The organism is Acinetobacter sp. YH12155 (assembly GCF_013418255.1).
Lineage (GTDB): Bacteria > Pseudomonadota > Gammaproteobacteria > Pseudomonadales > Moraxellaceae > Acinetobacter > Acinetobacter indicus.
The window spans coordinates 180,091-204,090 of record NZ_VPCK01000001.1; the positions used below are offsets into that span (position 1 = coordinate 180,091).

25 protein-coding genes are annotated in these 24,000 nt (G+C 45.2%); 13 read left to right on the forward strand and 12 right to left on the reverse strand.

All coding sequences use genetic code 11. The features are described from left to right. Window positions 1–56: 56 nt before the first annotated feature. Window positions 57–932 carry an urease accessory protein UreD gene (locus FTU86_RS00880; protein WP_016659274.1) on the reverse strand — a complete coding sequence of 292 codons (876 nt, stop codon included), beginning with the start codon at window positions 930–932 and terminating at the stop codon, window positions 57–59. A gap of 143 nt (window positions 933–1,075) precedes the next feature. On the opposite strand from FTU86_RS00880, the gene FTU86_RS00885 reads away from it, so the two are divergent. Both FTU86_RS00885 and FTU86_RS00890 read left to right on the forward strand, forming a co-directional pair. After that, a complete protein-coding gene (locus FTU86_RS00885) occupies window positions 1,076–1,837 on the forward strand; it encodes a 3-oxoacyl-ACP reductase (RefSeq protein WP_168370105.1) in 762 nt (253 codons plus the stop codon). A gap of 124 nt (window positions 1,838–1,961) precedes the next feature. After that, entirely contained in the window at window positions 1,962–2,294 is a 333-nt protein-coding gene (locus tag FTU86_RS00890; protein ID WP_075167070.1) for a hypothetical protein, read from the forward strand. Between the two features lie 151 nt (window positions 2,295–2,445). Here the strand turns inward: FTU86_RS00890 and FTU86_RS00895 are convergent, their stop codons facing one another. Next, window positions 2,446–3,036, reverse strand: a complete 591-nt coding sequence (locus FTU86_RS00895) for a 1-acyl-sn-glycerol-3-phosphate acyltransferase (protein WP_180036478.1) — start codon at window positions 3,034–3,036, stop codon at window positions 2,446–2,448. A 264-nt stretch (window positions 3,037–3,300) separates the two neighbouring features. Here FTU86_RS00895 and FTU86_RS00900 point away from each other — a divergent pair, with 264 nt between their 5' ends. Both FTU86_RS00900 and FTU86_RS00905 read left to right on the forward strand, forming a co-directional pair. After that, window positions 3,301–3,765 carry a copper resistance protein NlpE gene (locus FTU86_RS00900; protein ID WP_005179322.1) on the forward strand — a complete coding sequence of 155 codons (465 nt, stop codon included), beginning with the start codon at window positions 3,301–3,303 and terminating at the stop codon, window positions 3,763–3,765. Between the two features lie 178 nt (window positions 3,766–3,943). Next, complete coding sequence (locus FTU86_RS00905; RefSeq protein WP_104494549.1) at window positions 3,944–4,708, forward strand: copper resistance protein NlpE N-terminal domain-containing protein; 765 nt, start codon at window positions 3,944–3,946, stop codon at window positions 4,706–4,708. A 143-nt stretch (window positions 4,709–4,851) separates the two neighbouring features. Here the strand turns inward: FTU86_RS00905 and FTU86_RS00910 are convergent, their stop codons facing one another. Next, window positions 4,852–6,453, reverse strand: coding sequence for an isocitrate lyase (locus FTU86_RS00910; RefSeq protein ID WP_180036479.1), 1,602 nt, complete (start codon window positions 6,451–6,453; stop codon window positions 4,852–4,854). 637 nt (window positions 6,454–7,090) lie between these two features. Here FTU86_RS00910 and FTU86_RS00915 point away from each other — a divergent pair. Both FTU86_RS00915 and FTU86_RS00920 read left to right on the forward strand, forming a co-directional pair. Further along, window positions 7,091–8,080: a LysR family transcriptional regulator gene (locus tag FTU86_RS00915; protein ID WP_075167072.1), complete on the forward strand. Its 990-nt coding sequence runs from the start codon at window positions 7,091–7,093 to the stop codon at window positions 8,078–8,080. Between the two features lie 124 nt (window positions 8,081–8,204). Next, on the forward strand, window positions 8,205–9,521 hold the full coding sequence (locus FTU86_RS00920) for a hemolysin family protein (protein WP_005179329.1): 1,317 nt from the start codon (window positions 8,205–8,207) through the stop codon (window positions 9,519–9,521). Between the two features lie 74 nt (window positions 9,522–9,595). On the opposite strand, the gene FTU86_RS00925 is transcribed toward FTU86_RS00920, so the two are convergent. The 4 genes from FTU86_RS00925 to FTU86_RS00940 all read right to left on the reverse strand — a co-directional run bounded on the left by FTU86_RS00925 (window position 9,596) and on the right by FTU86_RS00940 (window position 12,695). Next, window positions 9,596–10,102: a hypothetical protein gene (locus FTU86_RS00925; RefSeq protein WP_016659280.1), complete on the reverse strand. Its 507-nt coding sequence runs from the start codon at window positions 10,100–10,102 to the stop codon at window positions 9,596–9,598. Window positions 10,103–10,242: 140 nt separating this feature from the next. Beyond that, the gene (locus FTU86_RS00930) at window positions 10,243–11,139 is read right to left on the reverse strand and encodes a YafY family protein (protein WP_163145582.1); all 897 of its coding nucleotides are present in this window, start codon (window positions 11,137–11,139) and stop codon (window positions 10,243–10,245) included. A 168-nt stretch (window positions 11,140–11,307) separates the two neighbouring features. Continuing rightward, the gene (locus FTU86_RS00935) at window positions 11,308–11,478 is read right to left on the reverse strand and encodes a hypothetical protein (RefSeq protein WP_005179332.1); all 171 of its coding nucleotides are present in this window, start codon (window positions 11,476–11,478) and stop codon (window positions 11,308–11,310) included. A 224-nt stretch (window positions 11,479–11,702) separates the two neighbouring features. After that, window positions 11,703–12,695, reverse strand: coding sequence for an NAD(P)H-quinone oxidoreductase (locus FTU86_RS00940; RefSeq protein ID WP_163145581.1), 993 nt, complete (start codon window positions 12,693–12,695; stop codon window positions 11,703–11,705). A gap of 129 nt (window positions 12,696–12,824) precedes the next feature. Here FTU86_RS00940 and FTU86_RS00945 point away from each other — a divergent pair, with 129 nt between their 5' ends. After that, a complete protein-coding gene (locus tag FTU86_RS00945; RefSeq protein ID WP_168414411.1) occupies window positions 12,825–13,169 on the forward strand; it encodes a co-chaperone YbbN in 345 nt (114 codons plus the stop codon). Window positions 13,170–13,239: 70 nt separating this feature from the next. Here FTU86_RS00945 and FTU86_RS00950 read toward each other — a convergent pair whose 3' ends face one another. From FTU86_RS00950 to cysD, 3 genes are all read right to left on the reverse strand, one after another. Continuing rightward, window positions 13,240–13,512, reverse strand: coding sequence for a hypothetical protein (locus FTU86_RS00950; protein ID WP_005179342.1), 273 nt, complete (start codon window positions 13,510–13,512; stop codon window positions 13,240–13,242). A 144-nt stretch (window positions 13,513–13,656) separates the two neighbouring features. Continuing rightward, window positions 13,657–15,270 (reverse strand): sulfate adenylyltransferase subunit CysN, encoded by a 1,614-nt coding sequence (cysN, locus tag FTU86_RS00955; RefSeq protein ID WP_180048297.1) that lies wholly within the window; start codon window positions 15,268–15,270, stop codon window positions 13,657–13,659. Between the two features lie 103 nt (window positions 15,271–15,373). Further along, window positions 15,374–16,288 carry a sulfate adenylyltransferase subunit CysD gene (gene cysD / locus FTU86_RS00960; RefSeq protein ID WP_005179347.1) on the reverse strand — a complete coding sequence of 305 codons (915 nt, stop codon included), beginning with the start codon at window positions 16,286–16,288 and terminating at the stop codon, window positions 15,374–15,376. 324 nt (window positions 16,289–16,612) lie between these two features. Between cysD and FTU86_RS00965 the strand changes: the two genes are divergently transcribed. After that, window positions 16,613–17,155 carry a hypothetical protein gene (locus tag FTU86_RS00965; protein ID WP_005179350.1) on the forward strand — a complete coding sequence of 181 codons (543 nt, stop codon included), beginning with the start codon at window positions 16,613–16,615 and terminating at the stop codon, window positions 17,153–17,155. Between the two features lie 94 nt (window positions 17,156–17,249). Here FTU86_RS00965 and lysS read toward each other — a convergent pair whose 3' ends face one another. Next, window positions 17,250–18,776 (reverse strand): lysine--tRNA ligase, encoded by a 1,527-nt coding sequence (gene lysS / locus FTU86_RS00970; RefSeq protein ID WP_005179355.1) that lies wholly within the window; start codon window positions 18,774–18,776, stop codon window positions 17,250–17,252. Between the two features lie 256 nt (window positions 18,777–19,032). Here lysS and FTU86_RS00975 point away from each other — a divergent pair, with 256 nt between their 5' ends. Further along, entirely contained in the window at window positions 19,033–19,539 is a 507-nt protein-coding gene (locus tag FTU86_RS00975; protein ID WP_168384305.1) for a YqiA/YcfP family alpha/beta fold hydrolase, read from the forward strand. 53 nt (window positions 19,540–19,592) lie between these two features. Here the strand turns inward: FTU86_RS00975 and FTU86_RS00980 are convergent, their stop codons facing one another. After that, window positions 19,593–20,135, reverse strand: a complete 543-nt coding sequence (locus FTU86_RS00980) for an adenine phosphoribosyltransferase (protein ID WP_005179368.1) — start codon at window positions 20,133–20,135, stop codon at window positions 19,593–19,595. A 504-nt stretch (window positions 20,136–20,639) separates the two neighbouring features. Here FTU86_RS00980 and rubA point away from each other — a divergent pair. From rubA to oxyR, 4 genes are all read left to right on the forward strand, one after another. Next, window positions 20,640–20,804 (forward strand): rubredoxin RubA, encoded by a 165-nt coding sequence (rubA, locus tag FTU86_RS00985; protein ID WP_005179369.1) that lies wholly within the window; start codon window positions 20,640–20,642, stop codon window positions 20,802–20,804. Window positions 20,805–20,881: 77 nt separating this feature from the next. Continuing rightward, window positions 20,882–22,060, forward strand: a complete 1,179-nt coding sequence (locus tag FTU86_RS00990) for an NAD(P)/FAD-dependent oxidoreductase (RefSeq protein ID WP_180036481.1) — start codon at window positions 20,882–20,884, stop codon at window positions 22,058–22,060. Between the two features lie 51 nt (window positions 22,061–22,111). After that, on the forward strand, window positions 22,112–23,047 hold the full coding sequence (locus FTU86_RS00995) for an alpha/beta fold hydrolase (protein WP_045796061.1): 936 nt from the start codon (window positions 22,112–22,114) through the stop codon (window positions 23,045–23,047). 13 nt (window positions 23,048–23,060) lie between these two features. Continuing rightward, a complete protein-coding gene (oxyR, locus tag FTU86_RS01000) occupies window positions 23,061–23,960 on the forward strand; it encodes a LysR family transcriptional regulator OxyR (protein WP_005179377.1) in 900 nt (299 codons plus the stop codon). The last annotated feature ends 40 nt before the right edge of the window (window positions 23,961–24,000 follow it).

The window sequence follows — 24,000 nt, forward strand, 5'->3', positions numbered from 1 at the left end:
ACCCAATGTATTTACCCTCCCTCTAGCTCCCTCCCATTGGGAGGGAGAACTTCATTTTATGTCCGCCAAATCCTCGGAAATTCTTCATCTAAATCAAACCAGTCACGGCGCAGCTTGGCACGTATTGCGGCAAAGGCATCATGACACTGGCGTACGTCATCCCCCAGATAACGTGCTGTCACCACATCATCCAGCAGGGTTAACGTCACCTTAATATCCATGCGCATAATCAGCTCACGGATTTGATCAATCTGCTGATCTAAATAGAATTTTGAGCGGAATTTTTCTGGCGGCACTGCCCAGAAGCTAGCCATGACTGCATGACCGTTCATTCCCAAACAGGAGCTGAGCCAGCGGTCATTGCCACTAAAACTCAAACGGTCAGTGACCAGTAATTTATTGTTCCGGTACAGCTGAAATCGATTTTGATAACTGCCCTCGATAAATGTTTCATGGCGCGCCTGACGGCCCAGTACCAACATATCCCAACCAATAAAACTGGCGGCATCCTCCAAAATAACTCTGGTTTCAGAATTGGCATGTGCACCATTAAAGAGCATGGTTTCTTGTGGTAGCCATTCAAAAATAGAGGCATCTTTAACTGTAATATCAATATGTTGAAAAGCCTGTTTTTGATTGGTCTTGTACCATTTTCCTGCACCCGGCGTGGTCACCAAGGCATGTGCGGCCTGCTCTGCCGACATCTGAAAGGTTAAATGATCACCCCCGGCAATGCCTGCCGGTGGATGCACAATAATGGCGTGGCACACCCCGGTTTTTTCCGGCCACAGCATTTTTTGCACCCGAACAGGACCATGATGTTTACGATGTTCCAATACGGTGCGATTTTCTGCGCCTTTAAAGCCAAGTTCGAGCTGTGCAAACCAATATTGCACCGCAGGCTTCACTTCTGTTGCCACCAGCTGATTCATTTTGCTCAATTTGTATCTTTTTGAAGTCTATGCCCTGGCATTAAGCAATAACTGCACCAATTTCTATCGGCGCAGATTTCGCTTTGGCTGGCTGCCATTTCTTGCTATGGTGCATCTGCATAGGGAATAAGGATGTGAGCAATATGCAAATTCGTGATCAAATTGTTTTAGTGACTGGCGGCGCACGCGGTTTAGGCCTGGCCATTACCCGGACCTTATTGGCGGAAGGGGCGCGTGTAGTGGTAAATTATTTAAACAGTGCCGCTGCTGCCGAGCAGCTGGTGCAACAGTATCCAGAGCAGGTCTTTGCCTATCAGGCCGATGTCACTGACAAAGCCCAAGTGCAGGCTCTCTTTGCCGCAGCCAAGGCGCATTTTGGTCAGGCCATTCATAGTGTCATCAACAATGCCTTAATTAACTTTGAGTTTAATGGTGATGCCCGTCCCAAAGTCGAAGATCTGACGCCGGCCATCATGCAGCAACAGTTTGATGGTGCAGTTGTGGCTGCCCTCAATACCACCCAAGCAGCGCTTGAGGATATGAAAACTGCGGGATTTGGCCGTATTGTGAATATTGGTACCAACCTCGTGCAGAATCCGGTGGTGCCTTATCATGACTACACCACCGCCAAAGCCGCACTGTTGGCCTTTACCCGTACTGCAGCGCATGATCTGGGCCAATATGGTATTAACGTGAATATGTTGTCTGGCGGTCTGCTCCAAACCACCGATGCCAGCAAAGCCACGCCAGATGCGGTATTTGATTTAATTGCTGCCTCGACGCCACTACGCCGCGTTACCACCCCAGAAGAATTTGCCGCAGCTATTATGATGTTCCTGTCACCGTATTCGCGTGCAGTCACCGGGCAAAACCTGATTGTTGATGGCGGTCTGGTCAAAGGTTAACTGCAGTTTTGTGTGACTTTTATCACAATAAACTAATTTTTAAGCAGTTAAACCGGTTTGTCATGCTAGAGGTGGGCTGAATTCGCTAGACTATGGTCCATCCTCTCTTCACTATTTTGCTAACATGAAACCCCTGTTTGCTTTGGCCTGCTGTACCCTGCTGAGCGCCTGTATGTTCGGTAACTCCCAAGAATTAAAACGCGCTGAACAATTGCTGGCGCAATTTGAATGCCACAATATTGGAACAACGCTGATGACCCATAGTGCTATTAACAGCTATCACGAACATGCGCTGGTTGCCGCCCGGCAAAAAGCCAGCCGTTATGTGGAACAGTATCGGGAAGGTGAACAGCAATCCAGCCTGGCGGTGGATGAAATTGTGCAGCAGCAATATCAGCTTTATACCGCAGCCTGCCAATCGTTGGGCGGGATTTTTCCCAAAGCAGAACAGCCTTAAATCAGAATCAAATATTTAGAAAGCTAATCAAGCGAAACAACGGATCAGAGATTGCATCTCGCATCTTGATGTACTGCCAATGTTGATATTGAAAGCGTATAAATAAAAAGACAGGGTCGATGCCCTGTCTTCTTTTTTTAACAATGAGTGACTATTCAGTCTCTGCATAGTAACGGGTATCGACACTAAACTGTTCCGGGAATTTGGCGGCAATGCTGGCATAAAACGCCATGATTTCGGCCATGTCTTTTTCCATATCTCCCGATGGATAGACAATTTTACCTACGCCACATTTTTTCTGGGCGTAGTCCATATAGGCCAGTGCAATCGGCACGCCAGCCGTTACCGCCACATGATAAAAACCGGTTTTCCACTGTTCCTGTTTGGCGCGTGTACCTTCTGGCGTAACCAGCATCACCAGCTTGGGATGCTGCTTGAACAAATCGCTCATCAGCTGCACCATGCTTGGACGCTGCTCACCGGCTGCCTTCGGACGACGGTCAATGCCAATTCCTCCCATCACACGGACAAAGGGCCCGAACGGGAATTTCATATAACTGTCTTTAATGGTCAGGCGAACATTCACGCCCAAGGCTTTAAGCGCCAAACGTGCATATAGTGCATCCCAGTTACTGGTATGCGGCGCGGCAATCATCACACACTGGTCCAAATCCAGCGGCCAGTGATTGTCAATTTCCCAGCCCATCAACCCCAAGCTCTGTTCTGCCAACTTCTCAAACACAAGCACAATCCACACAATAAAAATTGCGCGAAGTTTAACAACTCAACAGATTTAAAAAAGAGCAGATTGCCGAATATTTAATCAATTAATATATAAATGTATACAATTAGCCAAACCGTCAATCGCCATTCCTGCCAATCTTTCGGGTTTTTCTTAAATAAACCGGATGCCGTAAACTGAAAATAAATACTCACAGAAACCCAACAGGGCAATTTTTACAATCAGGCTATGCTGACCCTATCTGTCCTGTCAGGAGATTGATCGGTGAAAATAAAAATTTTGAGCCTTGCCCTCACGGCGCTGTTACTGGCCGCCTGTGATAACAATAAAACCCCTGAAACCGCCCGCGATGCAGAAACCACCTCGCCTGCCGCAGCCACTGACATGAGCGCCAATGATACAGCCGCCACCGCACTGGACTGGCCGGGAGAATATAAAGGGGTCTTGCCGTGTAGCGACTGCCAGGGCATTGAAACCGAGCTTGAGCTAAAAATGGATAAAACCTATGAGCTGAGTGAAGAATTCCTGGGTCGTGCCAATGGTCAGGAGTCCAAAATTACCGGTACGTTTGAATTTGACCCGAATGATCCTGCCGTTATTATTCTGGATCAGGCTGCCAATAACCGTAAATTCTTTGTCGGTGAAAACTTTATTGAAGCGCGCGATGTCAACAATGGCGACAATATTGATGCCAGCCAGAATTATCGTCTGCAAAAAGACCTGCAATAAAGCACAAGATCTAGCATCGCAAAAAGTCACCACTTTGGTGGCTTTTCTTGTTTCAAAACGGTTTTTTGCCCGCGATAAAATTTGCTACAAAACAGCGGCTCAATTTAGCCCTCTGCTCTAGGCGAATATGCCCGAAAAGTTTATGTTTAATACCTTATCCAAAGATTGATCTGTTGCCATGTTATCTCGTCCTCTTCTTGCAATTAGCACCTTGTCCTTGTGTTTAAGTGGTTGCGGTGGGCAAGCTGAAAAAAGCAGTACCATGAGCAATGCCCAGGCCCAAACTGAAACCCAACCGCAAGACAGCTTGATGCCTGCTGCTGAAACAGCAGCACCACAGCCGGAGCCGCTGGCCGGTCACTACAAAACCATCCTTGACTGTGATGATTGCCAGCAGCGTATTCTTGAGTTAAAGATTCATCCGGATCAGAGCTACAGCCTGCAAGATACCCGTATCTATGCTCGCCGTCAGCGTAGCCAGAATACACAAGGTCAGGTCAGCTATACCAATGAACAGACTGCCCAATTAATCAGTACTGATCAACAGATTCAACAATTGCAGCCCACAGCAAACGGGCTGGAACTTGTAGATGCCTCATCCAAACAGCCAGCACTAAAACTGGAACGTGTTGCGACCATTGAAGTCAGCAATGCGCTGAAACATGCCGACATTCAGGCCGAACATATTGATAGCTTAAGCTTTCGCGATATTACCGATACCGTCAAAGCGCATGACTACTATATGCGTATTCATAACCAGTCAGATCAGCCGCTAAAACTGAAAGTCAGCGATATTATTCTGGTCGATCAAAACTATCAGGAATATAACGCGCTGGTTGATGAAAGCTTTTTAGAACCTATTCCGGCCCAGCACACCCGCTACAATAAAATCAGCTTTAATTATCCGGACAATGCGGTGGCGGACTATATTAAGGTGAAATAGCTTTTCTTTTTTCTTTCATTTTCTATTCTGCCGTTTCTTTTTATCTTGCTGTACTGATCTTCTTTTTTCTTTCTTATTTATTCTTTTTATTCAAGCATAAAAAAACCCTGCAGATGCAGGGTTTTTTCTAAACCGTCTAACGATTAGCCGTTGAACTGGTTCATAGTGTTTTTAGCTTCGTCCGCAGCTTTAAGTGCGTTGTCACCAGAGAAGATTTCTTTGTGATCGTCACCGATGTCAGAACCAGCCATTGCTTGGTGTTTAACGCAAGCGATACCACCACGGATTTCTTTACGTTGTACGCCAGCAACATAAGCCAACATACCTTCAGAACCGAAGTAACCTTCTGCAAGCTCATGAGTAGAAAGCGCAGCAGTGTGGTAAGTCGGAAGTGTGATCAAGTGGTGGAACACACCTGCTTCACGAGAAGCATCTGCTTGGAATGTACGAACTTTTTCATCAGCATCAGCTGCTAATTCAGTGTTGTCGTACTCAGCGCTCATTAATTTAGCACGGTCGTAAGCAGAAACGTCTTTACCTTCAGCAACCCAACGGTCGTAAGCTTGTTGACGGAAGTTTAAAGTCCAGTTGAACGATGGAGAGTTGTTATAAACAAGCTTCGCATTTGGCACAACTTCACGTACACGGTTCACCATGTGAGCGATTTCTTCAACGTTAGGCGTTGCAGTTTCGATCCAAAGCAGGTCAGCACCGTTTTGTAAGCTGGTTACACAGTCAAGTACAACGCGGTCAATTTGAGTGCCTTCACGGAATTGGTACAAGCCAGAAGCTAAACGCTTAGGACGGTGTAATTTACCATCACGCTTGATCAGGATTTCGTCTTCTTTCGCTTCAGAGATGTCAATTTCTTGAGTGTCTAAGTAGCTGATGTATTGAGAAGCGATGTCGCCTGGCTCTTTAACCACTGGGATTTTTTGAGTCAAGTCAGCGCCTTCAGAGTCAGTACGTGCAACGATGATACCGTCGTCAAGACCCATTTCCAGGAACGCATAGCGAAGCGCGTGGATTTTCGCGATGAAGTCTTCGTGTGGAACAGTTACTTTACCTGCTTGGTGACCACATTGTTTCGCATCAGAAACCTGGTTTTCGATTTGCAGTGCACAAGCACCCGCTTCGATCATTTTCTTCGCAAGTAAGTAAGTTGCTTCTTCGTTACCGAAACCAGCGTCGATGTCGGCAATAATTGGCACAACGTGAGTTTCAAAGTTGTCGATTTGAGCAGTGATTTCAGCTGCTTTAGCAGTATCACCTGCGTCTTGTGCTTTTTTCAGTGCACGGAACAAATCGTTTAATTCTTTTGCGTCAGCTTGACGTAAGAAAGTGTAGATTTCTTCGATCAATGCAGGAACAGAAGTTTTTTCGTGCATAGATTGGTCAGGAAGTGGACCGAATTCTGAACGAAGTGCAGCAACCATCCAGCCAGACAGGTAGATATAACGCTTAGAGGTTGTACCGAAGTATTTTTTGTTCGCAATCATTTTTTGTTGCGCAACGAAACCGTGCCAGCAACCTAATGATTGAGTATACTTGCTGCTGTCTGCATCGTATTCAGCCATATCACGACGCATAATCGCAGCTGTATATTTAGCAATGTCTAAACCAGTTTTGAAACGGTTTTGCATCTGCATACGCGCAGCATCTTCAGGACTGATGTCTGCCCAAGTGTTACCGAATTTCGCTTTCAATTCGCGGATTGCATCAATCGCTGTTTGGTATGTAGTCATGATATTTTCCTGTATTAATTTTAGGATTTTCTCCAACGAAATGACTAAAATCATACCTCTGGATGTGTTCAGATTTAGAGCACTTCGTCGTGTTGAGTACAGATTAGAGTGAGTTAGAAAATTAATCCAATATCCTCAAAGAATCTTCACTATTTATTTAAAAAATATGTAGATCAAAGTCGTATCCGAAAATTTATATTACAAAACAAATATTTGATTTTTATTAAATAAATTTTATTTTACAATTCAAATAACCGATTAAAAAACACACCATTTGCTTTTTTTATATTCATTATACTTAAGTCGGGTACGGCTTTTTCCGTACAAAATCAAGGCAATATCCGGCTTATTTTTAGCCTGGTAGAGCCAACCTGACAGTGAATAGAAGAAGACCATGCTTGTGTTGAGTCGCTCAACTCAAGCATTTCTGCAGGTGGATACGATGAGGTTTGAATCAACCCGACACGCGCTGATTTAAGCCGCTTAAACCCCGCGCGAATTGGGCCGAAAAACCCGGTAAATATGCAGGAATTGATCCGATCAGGGAACAGGCTTTTTCGGTAATTGTTCTACCCAAGCCTTCAGGCTTATGGCATAATCCAAATAATTTCTTGGGTTTATTTTCGGTATTTTTTTTATGAATCTGGAGCGGGTCGATCTCAACCTACTAATTTACCTGGACGTATTACTTCGCGAAAAGAATGTCACTCGAGCAGCTGAACAATTGGGCGTTACCCAACCCGCCATGAGTAACATTTTACGTCGTCTACGTAACTTATTTAATGATCCCCTGCTCATCCGTTCATCTGAAGGGATGACCCCGACCGAACGCGCACTTGAATTACAACCGCGTATTCGTGATGCCCTGTCCGATTTATCCATGATTCTGGAACCCCGTACCGAGTTCCGCCCGTATACCTCCAATCGCGTATTCCGGATTATGACTTCAGACTATGCCGAAGCCACTCTGGTGCCGCGTCTGGTCAAAGCCTTGCGTTCTGAAGCGCCAAATGTGGTGCTCGACTTTCTGACCCCAAGTGATGTCTCCTATCGTGACATGGAACAAGGCAAGGTAGACCTAGCCATCAACCGCTTTAATGAAATTCCGCAAAGTTTCCACCAGGTACTGGTCTGGCGTGACAGTTTTTCCTGTCTACTCAATCAGAAACACCCGGCGGCCAGTAACCTGAACCTTAAAAGCTATTTAGATGCACAGCATATCTGGGTCTCTAAAACCGGTATGGGCGTTGGCTTTGGCGTTAATCCGGAAAAACAGGCCGGATTAGGCTGGATTGATCAGGCACTGGAGCGGATTGGTCAAAAACGCAAGATTTCGGTATTTACCCGTCATTATCAGATGCCGGCACTCTTGGCATCCAATGTGGATCTGGTAGCTACCTTACCGACCCGAATTGCCCGTTTACAGGCCAAAAGCCAGAATCTGCTGATTAAAGACCCGCCGTTTTATATTCCGGAATTTGAATTGAAGATGGCCTGGTGTCCGTTACTGCATCATCATCCGGCGCATCGCTGGTTACGTCAGCTGATTCTGTATGTAGCCCGTCAAATGATTGAAGAAGAAAACCGTGAGTTTTTAATGAATAACTCACAATTTTCTCAATTTTGACAAAAAACGCTCATAAATCTCTCTTTTTAAAGCTTATACTAAGATGAACATGAGTAGTGCCCGGTGCACTACTCGATGTTTTTGACGTTAAAAATATTCAGAATAAAAATCCGCAGGTGGATTCGTGAGCCTCTTCCAGAACATTGTTATTATTTTCATACTGATTGCAGGAGCAGGTTTTTTATCACTGACCGAGATCGCCCTGGCCGGTGCGCGTAAGGTCAAATTAAAAATTCTGGCTGAAGCCGGAGATGAACGTGCGCAAAAAGTGCTGGATTTACAGGAAAACTCGGCAGACTTTTTTGCCGCCTCGCAAATTGGCCTGAATGCAATTGCCATTTTAGGCGGTATTTTAGGTGAAGGTGCTTTTCGCCCGTATTTCTACGATTTTGTCACCCGTTTCTATACCGGACCGTGGGCCGAAACCCTCAGCTTCGCGCTGTCTTTTACCTTGGTCACCTCTTTATTTATTCTATTCGCCGACCTGATGCCGAAACGTCTGGCCATGATTGCACCAGAGAAAATTTCTATTTCTGTGATCAATCCGGTGCAGGTATTTATTACCGTCTGCAAACCGCTGGCCTGGTTTATTAATGCCATCGCCAATATGCTGTTCCGGCTATTTAAGGTCAATACCATCCGCGATGACAATATTACCTTCGATGATATTTCCGCGGTGATGGATGCCGGCGCCCAAGCGGGTGTGTTGCAAAAACAGGAACATCACTTTATTGAAAACGTGTTTGAACTGGAAGAACGTAATGTCCCGTCCAGCATGACCACGCGTGAAAATGTGGTGTACTTTACCCTAAATGAAGCCGAAGACAGCATTCGCCAGAAACTGGCTGAATTCCCCTATTCCAAATTTCTGGTCTGTAATGAAAATATTGATCAGGTGATTGGCTATGTTGATGCCAAAGATATTCTGGTGCGGATTCTGAATAACCAGAAAATCAACCAGCTGAACGAATCAACCATTCGTAACGTACTCACCATTCCCGATACCCTGACCCTGTCTGAAGTGCTGGACCGCTTCCGTTCGACCAAAGAAAAATTTGCGGTGGTGATTAATGAATATGCACTGGTGGTCGGCGTCATTACCCTGTCCGATATTATGATTACCGTAATGGGCGACTGGGTAACCCCTATTGAAGAAGAACAGCAGATTATTAAACGTGATAATAATTCATGGCTGATTGACGGCAGTACCCCAATTGAAGACATGAAACATGCACTTGAAATTGAAGAAATGCCCGATGAAGAAAACTATGAAACCTTAGCCGGTTTTATGATGTATCAGCTGCGTAAAATTCCGCGTCCAGCCGATACCGTGTTATATGGCGGTTATAAATTTGAAGTGGTCGATGTCGATCATTTTAAAATTGACCAGCTGTTGGTGACACGTTTACTGGAAAATAACCAGCCGCCGGAACAGGAATAATCCATCTTCCTCCAATCAAGAGCGATAAAAAAACCTTCTAGACTCTAGAAGGTTTTTTTCATGCAGCAATTCACTTAAAACTGACGCAGCAATTCATCCAGCACCGCCTGATAGTGAATGGCAATATCATCTTCCAGAATTTTATAGGCGCTGTCGAACTGCACCATTGGCCAACCTTCTTTCCAGAACGGGAAAATATTGTGCAGGTCATGGGTCACAATCGCATCTTCACGGACAATGGCTTGTGCAATTTGTGCCAGCACCTGGGCGGTTTCTGCGCCATCAATGGCCAGATAATCAATCTGACGGGCTTTTAAAATACGAATCCGGTCTTTTTTATAGCGGATTTTTTTGGCTTGGGCTTCATTCAAGCTCAATGCCAGCGTCACCGCTTCAACAAATTTTTCCTCAAAAGATTGATGCAATGCCACCAAGGCCTGTTTATGCGCTTCCTGACGTCCCACTTTTCCGCCTTTGCGGATAATCTCTTTGGCTTCGCTATTGAGCACATCATTCTTCATACTCTGAAGGATGTCTATAATTTCAATATCGCTTAAAGATTCAGGAGACTGGTCAATCATGAAATAGCCTTGGGCAAAAAGTAAAACGCTATTTTCGCATAATTTCACTTAAAGCTCGACAGATTCCGTAGCAATTATGGCAGGAATAAGAGGCCAGTCTTAATGGTCATCAAAACTCAAATGTACACCCACAACACGAATTAATGCAGATAATGGCTAAGGCTCTGCTCCAGCTCGGTTTGTAAATGCAGCGGCGCTACAATTTTGACATAGGGAATCCAGTAGCGCACCAGCGGATAAAGCTGAATATGATGGCGAATCTGGCAGGAAATCAGCAGGCTGCCACACGGCTTTTCTTCCAGGATCTGCTGCTTTGGAAACAGCCGGCGCTGTTTAAAATACAGCGCGGCATCTGCCGCAACCGATAAATGTACTTCCTGCTGTTCATGACCAAACCAGATACCTTCTTCATCTTCCAGCTGTTGCAGAATAGCCGGATCATGCTCAAACGGGTCCAGTTCATAGCTGAGTTCAATCTGCTCAATCAGGCTCAGGCGATACACTTTTAAGGTATCCGAATGCACCGCAGCCAGATACCAGTTACCATGATGATGAATCAGGCGATAAGGCTGCACCCGACGGGACTTGTTTTTATAGACAAAGCCAATGTACTGACGCTGCTGAATGGCTTGGGTCAGGGTTTTAAAATGTTCGGCATATTGGCTACTGTCTTCATAATCATAACCTTTGGCGGAAAACACCAGATTGGCACGATGATCCATCAGCTCACGTAGGAACGAAATATCCAGCGAGGGATAAAGATCGCTAATGCCCGACAACTGGGCAAAGTTCTGGATATCCTGAAGTTTAAACCGTCCCAAATAGGAAGCATCAAGATAGTATTTTTTGCTGCTTTTGTCCTGCAATAAAGGTAGATAGGCATTCAGCCGATCAAAGTCACGTTCAATGGTGCGGGTGCTGACTTTAAATTCCTGGGCCAGTTCCGGAATACTCAGCTGATGCCCTACATTGAGTTTGGTTAAAATACTGACCAGCCGTTCAGCCAGTCGTTCATGTGTTGAAGTAACACACTTCATGATACCCTCATGGTGCTGTTTTAAGGCACTGTTTTTTCTATCAATTAAACAACCATAAATTAAAATTTATTAAATAAAAATCATATAAATAATTAGACCAAAACTTTAAATACATTTACGTTAAAAGTAAATCAAAATACGTATCACAAGGCTGCATTCAGCTTAGACTTAAGGCTTATTCTGATCTAGGCGATCAACATAACGCTCTAAATGCAGCATGGCACTATACACCCGGTGGATATCTGCCAGACCTATTTTTTGACGGATAATGGCCCGATGAATGCGCCTTAAAGCACGTATATTCTGGGTGGTGGTATATGCTGTAGATGAAATTCTCATGATTCTGCCCTCTGTCTCTTCATTGAAATATCCAGTTTATTTTTATGATGTCTGTTTCGTATGTGGGCTAATGTACAACACAGTTTCGACAGGTTGTGTCAAATACATCACATATATTTTAATTTTTAGTAAAGCTTGTACAGTTTAAGTAATAAACATCAATGTACTAACTTGAAATAAGCATAAAAAAGACCGGCAATAGCCGGTCTTTTTTAGGTGCAGAATTAAATAATTTCTACCACAACCTTGCCAATATGATCACCGGTATCCATGGCCGCATGCGCTTCTTGGATCTGATCAAATTTAAAGGTTTTAAAAATCATCGGCAGACATTCACCTTTGCTCAATAATGGCCACACTGTGTCTTGCAAGCCTTGGGCAATTTCAGCTTTTTCTGCAGTATTACGCGCACGCATGGTCGAACCGGTAATGGTCAGGCGCTTCATCATAATCGGGCCAAGTTTCACATCTTTGGCTTTGGCACCGCCCAAGAACGCGATATAAACCAGACGACCATCACGGCGTAACAGGTTCAGGTTACGTTCCAGATAAGGTGCACCAACGATATCTAAAATAACATCGACGCCGCCATTGTCAGTCTGTTCATTAATCACCTGCTCAAAATCTTGTGTCTTGTAGTTAATGGCGGTGGTCAGGTGTGAAATAGCCGCAACTTTTTCATCTGAACCGACAGTCGCAAAGGTTTTCATGCCCAGCGCATTACATAACATCAGCGCTGTGGTGCCAATACCGCTGCTACCCCCATGGACCAGTACTGTTTCGCCAGCCTTGGCTTGCCCCATCTGGAACACGTTGGCCCATACGGTAAAGAAGGTTTCCGGAATAGCCGCAGCTTGTACAAAACTCAAGCCTTCAGGAATGGTCAGGGTCTGGCTTTCCGGAACCACGCAGTATTCTGCATAGCCACCGCCATTGGTCAGGCCACAAACTTTATCGCCGACTTTAAATTTGCTGACCTCTTCGCCTACCGCTACCACTTCACCTGCCACTTCCAGCCCCGGCACAGGCGTCACCCCTTTCGGCATTGGATAAAGGCCTTGGCGCTGCAAGATATCCGGGCGGTTTAAACCAAAGGCATGAACCTTAACCAGCACATCATTGGCTGCCGGTGTCGGAATAGCCACACTTTCATAGGCCAGTTTTTCCGGGCCGCCTGGTTCTGTAATAATGACCTGCTGCATCGTCGCTTGTGACATGGATTTTCCTTAATTGTTCAGTGCAAGTTTCTGTACTCTATTTGAACATAGAAAAATGACGGAATGAAGCCAAGCCGGACTTATGTATAATGAGATGTATATTTCGCAGATTGATAACTCAGGTGAGCCATGGCCAAGGTCATCGACTATAACGAAAATAATTACAGTGAATTTGAATGGTTTGATGGCTTTGCCGTGATCCGCTTTTATGCAGACTGGTGTGCACCCTGCGTACAGAATTTTCCGGTGTTTGCCGAACTGGCCGGCTATTATGCCCACCATCAGCCAGAGATTAAATTTGGCAAGATCAATGTGGATCAATCTCCCATTCTCACCCTGCGTTATCATGTCTATGGATTACCTTCGACCCTGATTTTCAAGCAGGGACAGATCATCCACAGAATTGCAGGGGTCAAAAGTCTGACAGAGATGAAATCTATTCTGGCCTTAATCCTCAATGATTCTTATGAATGATTATCCATATAAAACTAAATCCAACAAAAATATTTCCTTTAGCTCGCTATCTAAAATACGGAGCCTTTAATTAACTACACCCTTTATATTCCTTTACCATTCGATCACTCACATCTTCCGGATAACATAGCGGTGCATATCCGCCTACACGATTATAAGCACTACGCTTACCACAACGACTACCATTACTTGCAGTATTGTAAGGACACGGACAATTTCCCGGATAATTCTCAATCGACTGCTGGATTATTTTCTGCTTGATTGCTTCAATGCTTTGGCTGCTCTGTTTGGCTTCAGCTCCAAAAGCCACACACAAGCCAGCCAGCAATATTAATTTTTTCATATATCCCCTAAATCTAGGGAGCATTGTATTAATTGACCGGTAAATTGAAAGATCACATTTTGACCAATCGAATAATTCTCATGCAATCAAAATTTAGGCAATAAAAAACCCGCCAATCAGACGGGTTTTTAAACCAGTCCAGTCTTATAGACGAACCAGCTCCACAATTTTCTCAGCCAGTTCTTCAACGGCTTCGGTGCCATAGCTTACGTCAGTGCCTTCAGCAACATCGGTGACCACCACAACACCAGTTTCACGAAGTAATGCCACTTGATCAGCATTCAGACCCGCTTTTGCAATTGCAACTACACCTCGCTGAATCAACAGACTTTCCAGCGCTTGTGCATTTTCCAGTGCTTGTGCTGTTACAGTCACCGCAGCAGGTTTTTGACCTAAACGGGCAGCACGGTCTTCCGCAGTCACAGGTTCATCATGCGCAGTCCATTCTACCGCTGCTTCCACCATGCCCGCACCAACGGTCACGTTGCTTAAACGGTCAATGAAAATAAACGAGCCGGTATAACGGCTGTCCTGATAACGGTCAAATACCACTGGCGCATCAAACTCAATCTGAACATCAGCAATCGCGTTCAGTTCCAGCTGCTCTACCTGAGTTTTTTCCAGCGTATTCACGTTTACACGATAGTTAATTTCAGCAATTTTGGCTGGAACAGTTTGCGTACCGAGCTTAATGTTGTACAGCTTGCCTTTGACCAGTGGCTGATCATTCATCCACACCACAGTTGCGCGTGCAGAACGTAAAATTTCCGGTTGATCGCCCGCTTTGACCAGCAGGTTACCGCGTGAAATATCAATTTCGTCATTCAGGGTAAGGGTAACCGCCTGACCGACAAAAGCACGTTCCAAATTGCCATCAAAAGTTACAATATCTTTAACAGTAGAACGTTTGCCTGATGGCAACGCAACAATTTCATCACCCACACGGATGTCGCCCGAAGCAATGGTGCCCGCAAAACCACGGAAGTCGAGGTTTGGACGGTTGACATATTGCACCGGTAAGCGGAATTCGTTTTTACCCGAAGTCCGGCTAATTTCCACGTTTTCCAGCGTTTCCATCAAAGTTTCGCCGCTGTACCACGGAGTATTGGCCGACTTGTTCACCACGTTATCGCCATTCAGGGCAGAAATTGGGGTGAAAATGATATTGGCCGGTTTACGATCACCAAGCTGATTCACAAACTCGTTATATTGCGCCTGAATTTCATTGAAGCGTGCTTCAGAGAATTCCACCAGGTCCATTTTGTTGATGGCAACAATAATGTTCTTAATACCCAGCAGGCTGGCAATAAAGGTATGACGACGGGTTTGGGTCTGCACGCCATAACGCGCATCAATTAAAATAATTGCCAGATCCGCAGTTGATGCACCAGTGGCCATGTTACGGGTATATTGTTCATGTCCCGGGGTATCGGCAATGATGAACTTACGCTTTTCAGTTGAGAAATAGCGATACGCCACATCAATGGTAATACCCTGCTCACGTTCTGCCTGCAAACCATCGACCAGTAAAGCTAGGTCAGGTGCATCCCCTGTCGTCCCGACTTTTTTCGAGTCACGGGTTACCGCTTGCAACTGATCTTCATAAATCAGTTTTGAATCATAAAGCAGACGACCAATTAAGGTCGATTTACCATCATCGACGTTACCGCAGGTCAGGAAACGCAATAAGTCTTTATTTTCGTGCTGTTTTAAATAGGCCAAAATATCTTGGCTAATGAGTTCTGATTGATGAGACATTGCTCAAACTCCACAAATTCTTTAGAAACCGGTTTAATCTCCCTGTATCCCCCTTTTACCCAGAGGGAATTTCCTCTCTTGTCTAAAGAGAGGTCGGGAGAAATTAGAAGTAGCCCTCTTGCTTCTTCTTCTCCATCGAGCCGGCTTCATCATGGTCAATCATACGACCCTGACGTTCCGAGCTGGTGGCCAGCAACATTTCCTGAATAATTTCAGGCAAGGTATCTGCGCCTGACTCAACTGCACCGGTCAGTGGGTAACAGCCAAGTGTACGGAAACGTACCGATTTCATTTGTGGTACTTCGCCTTCATGTAAACGCATACGCTCATCATCAACCATAATCAGCGTGCCACTACGTTCTACCACTGGACGTTCAGCAGCAAAGTACAACGGAACAATTGGAATCTGCTCGAGATAAATGTATTGCCAGATGTCCAGCTCGGTCCAGTTCGACAATGGGAACACACGAATGCTTTCGCCCTTGTTGACCTTACCGTTATAAAGGTTCCACAGTTCTGGACGCTGGTTTTTCGGGTCCCAACGGTGTTTGGAATCACGGAAAGAATAGACACGTTCTTTGGCACGTGATTTTTCTTCGTCACGGCGCGCACCACCAAATGCAGCATCAAAACCGTATTTGTCCAGCGCCTGTTTCAGCCCCTGGGTTTTCATGATGTCGGTGTATTTTGAGCTACCATGATCAAATGGATTGATTCCGGCGTCACGGCCTTCCTGGTTCTGATGCACAATCAGATCAAAACCATGTTTCTTGGCCATGTTGTCGCGGAATTCAATCATATCTTTGAATTTCCAGCCTGTATCGACATGTAACAGAGGGAATGGAAGTTTTGCAGGATAGAAGGCTTTCAAGGCAAGATGCAGCATTACCGCAGAATCTTTACCAATCGAGTACAGCATAACCGGATTTTCAAACTCGGCAGCAACTTCACGGATGATATGAATACTCTCAGCTTCAAGCTGTTTCAGATGAGTAAGTCTTTCCTCATTTAATGACATGGACAACACCAGCTTAAATCAACGTGTACTTATTACACTTTATAAAATTTATATTCATTATAGAGATTTAGTTATCTGTACTATTGCTTGTTTTATTATATTAATATGCAAAAACGTCATATACAGGATTACTGATATTGCTATCAAAGTTTACTCATACCCTGCACAGCATCGCTTATTTTTAGCCTAATCACTATTTTCCAGTCGCCGTTTTTATGCTCACTTCTATCTATTGAGTTATTGTTAAAAGCTCTAATAGATCGCTTCATTTTCCAAGTGAAACACCTAAAATAAAACAAATTTTAATTTTTTCTGATTGCTCCCATGCCTTATAGTCATTACGATTTAGCCACCTTAAAAGCCCAGCTGGAACAGGCGCAGCTTGCCGACTTTCTGTATCAGCATCAGCAGCACATGCTGGTGTTGCAGGAAGCGTTTGATGAAGATGGTTCTGCACTAAATACCTTTGTCCAGCACGAGTTCAGTGCCGATCAGATCGGGCTGCAATTTGGTCTACGACTTTCGGACCATAATATCGAGTTTTTGATTGGTCTGACCCACAGTAATCAGGATCGCGGTTATGAAATTGGTGCCGGCAATTTAAAAGGTGACCAGAAAGCCTTTAACCTGATGTATGCCTTTTATAACTATCCAAAGGCCTTTTATCTGGTCAGCATGCCACTGGCCTCCACCTCAAGCCAGCTGGAACAGGCCATTGAACAGCAACTGTTCCAGCGCCCGGAACTGGCCTTCCTCGACACCGCAGTCAAAACCAATCCAATGGGTGAACAGGTGCAGTGGATGAAATCCTTTATTGTGCAGCAAAGCCTGAACATGAAAGTGCGTATTCAGACCAGTTTAATCTAAGCGATTCTTCTGATCTGTGCTTTACGTATAGCTTGATGATACTCAAACAAAAAAATAACCCGCGAGATTCGCGGGTTATTTGATGTAGCAGATTTTAGTTCTTGTGACGCATATGCGGGAACAAAATCACATCACGGATACTTGGTGCATTGGCGAATAACATCACCAGACGGTCAATCCCGATCCCTTCACCTGCTGTAGGTGGCAAGCCATATTCCAGTGCTTCAACGAAGTCTGCATCGTAGTGCATCGCTTCATCATCACCAGCATCTTTCTCAGCCACCTGTGCCTGGAAACGCTCCGCCTGATCAATTGGATCATTTAACTCTGAGAAGCCGTTTGCCAGCTCACGACCACCAATGAAGAATTCAAAACGGTCAGTGATGTGCGGGTTCTCATCATTACGGCGAGCCAGCGGTGAGGTTTCTGCTGGGTATTCAGTAATGAAGGTTGGCTGACGCAGTTGAGTTTCAACCGTTTCTTCAAACACGATGGTTTGCAGCTTGCCTAAACCAAAGCCCGGTTTTACCTGCTCTTTCAATTCGTTTTGTACGAAGTTGGCCAGAAATTCACGGTCATTGACGTTTTCAGGGGTGAATTGCGGGTTGTGCTCAAGAATCGCATCAAACATCGAGATTTTCTTGAACGGACCTTTGAAGCTATACACTTCATCGCCATACGGCACATCGGTCGAACCCAAGATGTCGATGGCCAGTTTCTCCAGCATCTGCTCGGTCAGTTCCATCAAATCTTTGTAGTCTGCATAAGCCTGATAGAATTCAATCATGGTGAATTCCGGGTTATGACGGGTCGATACACCTTCGTTACGGAAGTTACGGTTAATTTCGAACACGCGTTCAAAACCGCCCACCACCAGACGTTTTAAATAAAGTTCTGGCGCAATACGCAGGAACAATGGCATATCCAGTGCATTGTGATGGGTTTCAAATGGACGCGCCGATGCACCCCCAGGAATCACGTGCATCATTGGGGTTTCAACTTCCATGAAACGCTTTTCAGTTAAAAACGCACGGATGCCCGATACCACTTTGGCACGAATTTCAAAAGTCTTACGGGTTTCTTCGTTTACAATCAGATCCAGATAACGCTTACGATACTTCACTTCAGTATCGGTCAGGCCATGGAACTTGTCTGGTAATGGACGCAGCGATTTGGTCAGCAATTCAAAGTGCTCGATATGCACATATAAATCGCCTTTACCTGAACGGCCGATATAACCTTTAACAGCAATAATATCGCCGAGGTCCAAACCTTTAATGGTTTCCAAGGTTTCAGGGCTAAGTTCTTTACGGGCCACATACAGCTGGATACGACCGGTCATGTCCTGAATTACGATAAACGAACCACGGTTGAGCATGACACGGCCAGCCACCGACACATACACCTTGTCGCCGCCTTCAATTTCTTCTTTAGATTTGTCGGCAAACTGTTCTTGTAAATCTTGCGCGTAATGTTCACGCTTGAAGGTGTTTGGCCATGGGCTACTGTTGCTTTCCTGAGCCTTTTCTTGGATTTGCTTTAACTTGGCATGACGCTGTGCAATTAAATCGTTTTCGGAAATAGTGGGTTCAGAAGTCGACTGAGCGTTTGGTTGCGTCATCTCTGCCTCGAAAATTACTAAAAAATGAAGTGCAATAGCATAGCAGATTTATTTGGCTTTTCGTATGCTCTGCTGAATCCTAAGCCATTTTTTTCATTTTCTAAACCTCTGCTAAACAGCACCTCGCCTTTTGCTGAACTGTTAGACCAATAGCTAACTTCTTTCTTGCGTCACCACTCTTACAATAAGCAAGAGAAATTAATTGAAAAGGGAACTTTTCAACTATTCAATAGACGCTTGAGTGTGAATGAAAACAATGAATAGATGCACCTCGAAAATCCTATTTCTGCATGGGCTGGATTCCTCACGTGAATCGAGTAAGTTCCATGCCATCTGCGCAGATAAAAAATACTGTATTACTGTGGATTATCGCAATCTGAACTACCAGACGGTGGCCAGTTTCTATAACGATATTATTGTTAAAATCCAGCCTGAAATTATTGTCGGACATAGCCTCGGCGGCTATTGGGCCTTAAAGATGTCGGCGCTGCATGGTATTCCCTGCGTCATTGCCAATCCGAGTTTACAGCCCGACTTCCGACCGGACTATCCGCAGATTTCCGAACAGGAACTGAACCATGATATTCCACAGCTGGCCTATCTGGAACTCGGCGATGAACAGCTGGACATGCACTGGGTACAAACCCAGCTGGAAAATTACATGCCAATTCATGCTTTTAAAGGCGGTCATCATCGACTGGTGTGTCCTGAAAATATCAATCCTTTAATCTGGCAACTGGAACAGCAATCACTGCACAAATAAAAAAGCCTTGCACTCGGCAAGGCTTTCTATGTTTTACAGGGTAGTGCTCAGACTTAAGCCACTGCTTCCACCGGCTTAGAGCGTTCATCCAGTACCGACCAGATGTTCAGACCTAAATCTGCGTGTAAATCTGGTAAATCCAGGAAAATGCTCGCACCCAGAATTTCATGCTGACATTTTTCCGCCAGTTGTTTCACTGCTTTTAAGGTACCGCCAGTCGCTAAAACATCATCCACAATAATAACTTTCTGACCGGTGACATCCGCCGCCATTTCCAGACGGTCCAGACCGTATTCCAGGCTATACCCCACACCTACTACCGGTGGTGGTAATTTACCGGCTTTACGCACCAGCAATAAGCCCTTGCCAGTACGCTGTGCCAACAGGCTAGCCAGCACAAAACCACGTGCTTCTACCGCAATAAAGCTGTCTACTTCAGCCAGTTTTTCTGCAGGAATACTTTCAATTAAAGCATCTGTCAACGGACCAATATTTTTCATGAATAAAGGGGTCAAGTCATAAAAACAAATACCGGCTTTAGGAAAGTTTTGGACAGTACGAATGTGAGACCACAACGTTGTAGACAGCTTGCTCATAAGGAGATCGGAGAGAGATTAAAAAGAATAGGTGAATTTTACAGCGTCTTGACCACGAAGACCAGCCAAATTCCGCCCTTCAGGTTTAAATAAAACCCGATTAAAATTAGTAAATCATTGTTTTTATTATTGGTATTTTTATACTAAATAACCAATATAGATTATCCTAATTATAGAATAGCCTATTTAAGCAAAAATAGCTGTCCGACTTTAGTCGAAATTTAGGTGATCTCTCATATATTTTGAAAAGATTTGCGCTGGTTTTTAGTGTGCATATTGTCCGACACTATGCAATGTTTGAGATTTTAAAGATAAATTTTGTCCTTCTTAGCCATTCAGCTTTAGAAATGAAGCATTAGACTCCGATATTTACTTTACTTTAACCTCATAACTGCGTAAAAATTTAAGCGAATATGAAGTGTTAAAATCATATCAACTGAGTCATGCTGGTTAGGGAATTTTTTGCCGGTCAGGTTTATTGAAGATCGGCTTTTGGAGAGTCAAATGAAAAAGTATCAATGCATCGTTTGTGGATGGATTTATGACGAGGCAGAAGGCTGGCCGCAAGATGGCATCGTCGCGGGCACCAAATGGGAAGATATTCCAGATGACTGGACCTGCCCGGACTGTGGCGTATCTAAAGTCGATTTTGAAATGGTCGAAATCTAAGTACGCCTCGAAGACCATAACTGCATGGTCTTTTTTTATGTCTTGAAACTTATGCTCAACCTTTTATGGAGAAAATAATGCATCCGATTGTCATCATTGGTTCTGGTATGGCTGGCTATACAGTCGCCCGTGAATTTCGCAAACTGAACCCTGAACAGGAACTGGTCATGATTTGCGCAGATGATGCAATCAACTATGCAAAACCTACCCTCTCCAATGCCCTGGCCGGCAAAAAAGCACCCGAACAGATTGCGCTGGGGGATGCAGCGAAAATGGCCGCGCAGCTGAATATGCGTATTGAAGTGCATACCTGGGTCAAAGCCATTGATGCCGAGCAGCATCTGCTGACTTTAGAGAAAGATGGCGTCGAAAGCCAGCAAGCCTATGCCAAACTGGTACTGGCAGTCGGTGCCAACCCGATTCGTCTGGCCATTTCTGGCGATGGCAGTGATGATATTCACGTGGTCAATAATTTAAATGACTATAAAGCCTTCCGCGAACAGCTGGCAGCGCGTCAGGATAAACGTGTGGTGATTTTAGGCGCGGGCCTGATTGGCTGTGAATTTGCCAATGACCTGCAAAACACCGAGCATCAAGTCACGGTGATTGATCTGGCACCCCAACCGCTCGGCCGTTTATTGCCTGAATTTATTGCCACTGCATTTAAACAGAACCTGGAAGAAACCGGGATTCATTTTGTCTTGGGCACCACGGTCGATAAAGTATCGAAACTGGATCATGGCGATTATCTGGTGACACTGGCCGATGGCCGCAGCCTGAGTGCCGATGTGGTGCTATCCGCCGTCGGTTTACAGCCGAATATCACTTTAGCCAAAGAAGCCGGCATTCATACCAGTCGCGGCGTGTTGACCAATGGCTTACTGGAAACCAACCTGGCTGATATTTATGCAGTGGGCGACTGCGCTGAAGTCAACGGGATTTTATTACCGTATGTCATGCCAATCATGCAGCAGGCACGTGCCCTGGCCAAAACCTTAAATGGTGAAACCACACAAGTGCACTACCCGGCTATGCCGGTTGCAGTGAAAACCCCGGCGGCACCATTAACGGTGTTACCTGCCCCGGTAGATGTGGAAGTGACCTGGCAAAATGAAGAACTGGACGATGGCATGATTGCCAAAGCCTTTGACAGCACTGCCACCTTACGCGGCTTTGTGCTGCTCGGGCCAACAGCCAGCAAACAGCGCCTGGCTTTAAGTAAACTTGTTCCTGACTTGATTCCAGCGGCAGTTTAGCGCTTTAATCCATCAGGGGTGCGCGCTCACCTTGAAGAAAGGAATATAAGAATGAATAGTTTGCGGTTAAATGTTTCACCTTACAGCAGTTTTATGCACGAAACCAAAGTCGACTTGGGCAATGGCATTGAATTGCATGTCGAAATGGGCGGCGAAATTGGCAATCCGACCATTTTACTGGTCATGGGACTGGGTGCACAGCTGCTGTATTGGCCAGACTTTTTCTGCAAGTCACTCATTGACCAAGGCTTTCGGGTCATCCGTTTTGATAACCGCGATATTGGCCTGTCCTCTAAAGTACGCCATCAGGGCGAGCGCCTGAATACCCTAAAACTGATGGGCCGTTTTGCCTTGGGTTTAGAAAATCAGGGGGCGCCTTATAACCTGTATGATATGGCCGATGATGTGGCCCTGCTGATTGATAAACTGGAGCTGGAACAGGTTGATGTGATTGGCGCTTCAATGGGCGGCATGATTGCACAGATTCTGGCGGCCCGCTATCCGGACAAGGTCAGAAAACTGGCACTATTGTTTACCAGCAACAACCAGCCTTTCCTACCGCCTCCTTTCCCGAAACAGCTGTTCAGCCTAGTGGGCAAGCCGGCATCCAATGATGAAGAAGGCATTATTAACCACAGCCTGAAACTGTTTAAAGTGATTGGTTCGCCAGGTTATCTGAATGAAATGGAAGCGGTACAGACCGCCCGTAAATTATATCAGCGAAGTTACCATCCAGCGGGTGTACTTCAGCAGTTTTTAGCAATATTATGTACAGGCTCATTGCGCAGTCTGGACAAGCAGATCCAACAGCCCACGCTGGTTGTTCATGGTTCTCGTGACCGCTTACTTCCACCTGCACATGGTAAGGCTGTTGCGAAAGCAATACCTGACGCTAAATTTGAATTAATTGAAGGAATGGGGCATGATATCCCTCCGCATTTCATTCCATATCTTAGCGAATTATTTGCTCATCACTTTAAATTATAAGCATTAGGACACTATGGCTGCATTACCATCCTTAAGACAGCTGTCATACCTCGTTACACTGTCTGAAACGTTGCATTTTACAGAAGCGGCGCGCCGTTCATTCGTGACTCAATCGACATTGTCGGGCGGGATCATGGAGTTAGAGCGCTTATTGGGTGGCGTATTGGTTGAACGCGATCGCCAGAATGTACGTTTGACTCCTCTCGGTGAACAAGTTGTAGCCCGAGCGCGTGTTCTATTGGCTGATGCGCAGGACTTGATGCGCCTAAGCCGTGAAATGAGCGAGCCCTTAACCGGCGACCTGCATTTAGGTGTGATTCCAACCATTGCACCGTTCATTTTGTCGCAGCTGTTAGATGAAGTGCATAAGCAACTGCCAAAAATCCAGTTACACCTGCATGAAGCACAAAGTGAAAAAATTGTAGAAAAACTGGAACATGGTAACCTGGATATGGTGTTACTGGCGCTGCCGTTTGATACCCGCAGTCTGAAAGTTGCCGAAATTGCCAAAGAAAATCTGGTACTGGTCCACCATAAATCCGATGCACACTCGGCTCAGGCCAAATCTTTAGAAGATCTGGACCTGTCCCGCCTGATGCTGCTGGAAGAAGGCCACTGCTTGCGTGATCATGCCTTAAGTGCCTGTCCAATTGGCGAGCGTAAAAATGATCATCGTTTAAAAGCCAGCTCGCTACCAACCCTGGTGGAAATGGTATCAGCCAACCTCGGCTTTACCTTACTGCCTGAAATTGCCATTCATACCAATATGATTCAGGCCAATTCAGAGCTGGTGGTAAAACAGATTGACGCAGCACCTACCCGCACCCTGGCCTTAGTAACGCGTAAGAGTACTCCGCTGCAAAGCGAATTTGATGTGTTATTGCAGATTCTGCAAAAAATATCGCACAGCTAAGTTCTTCAATACCCATAAAAATAAGGAGCATCAGCTCCTT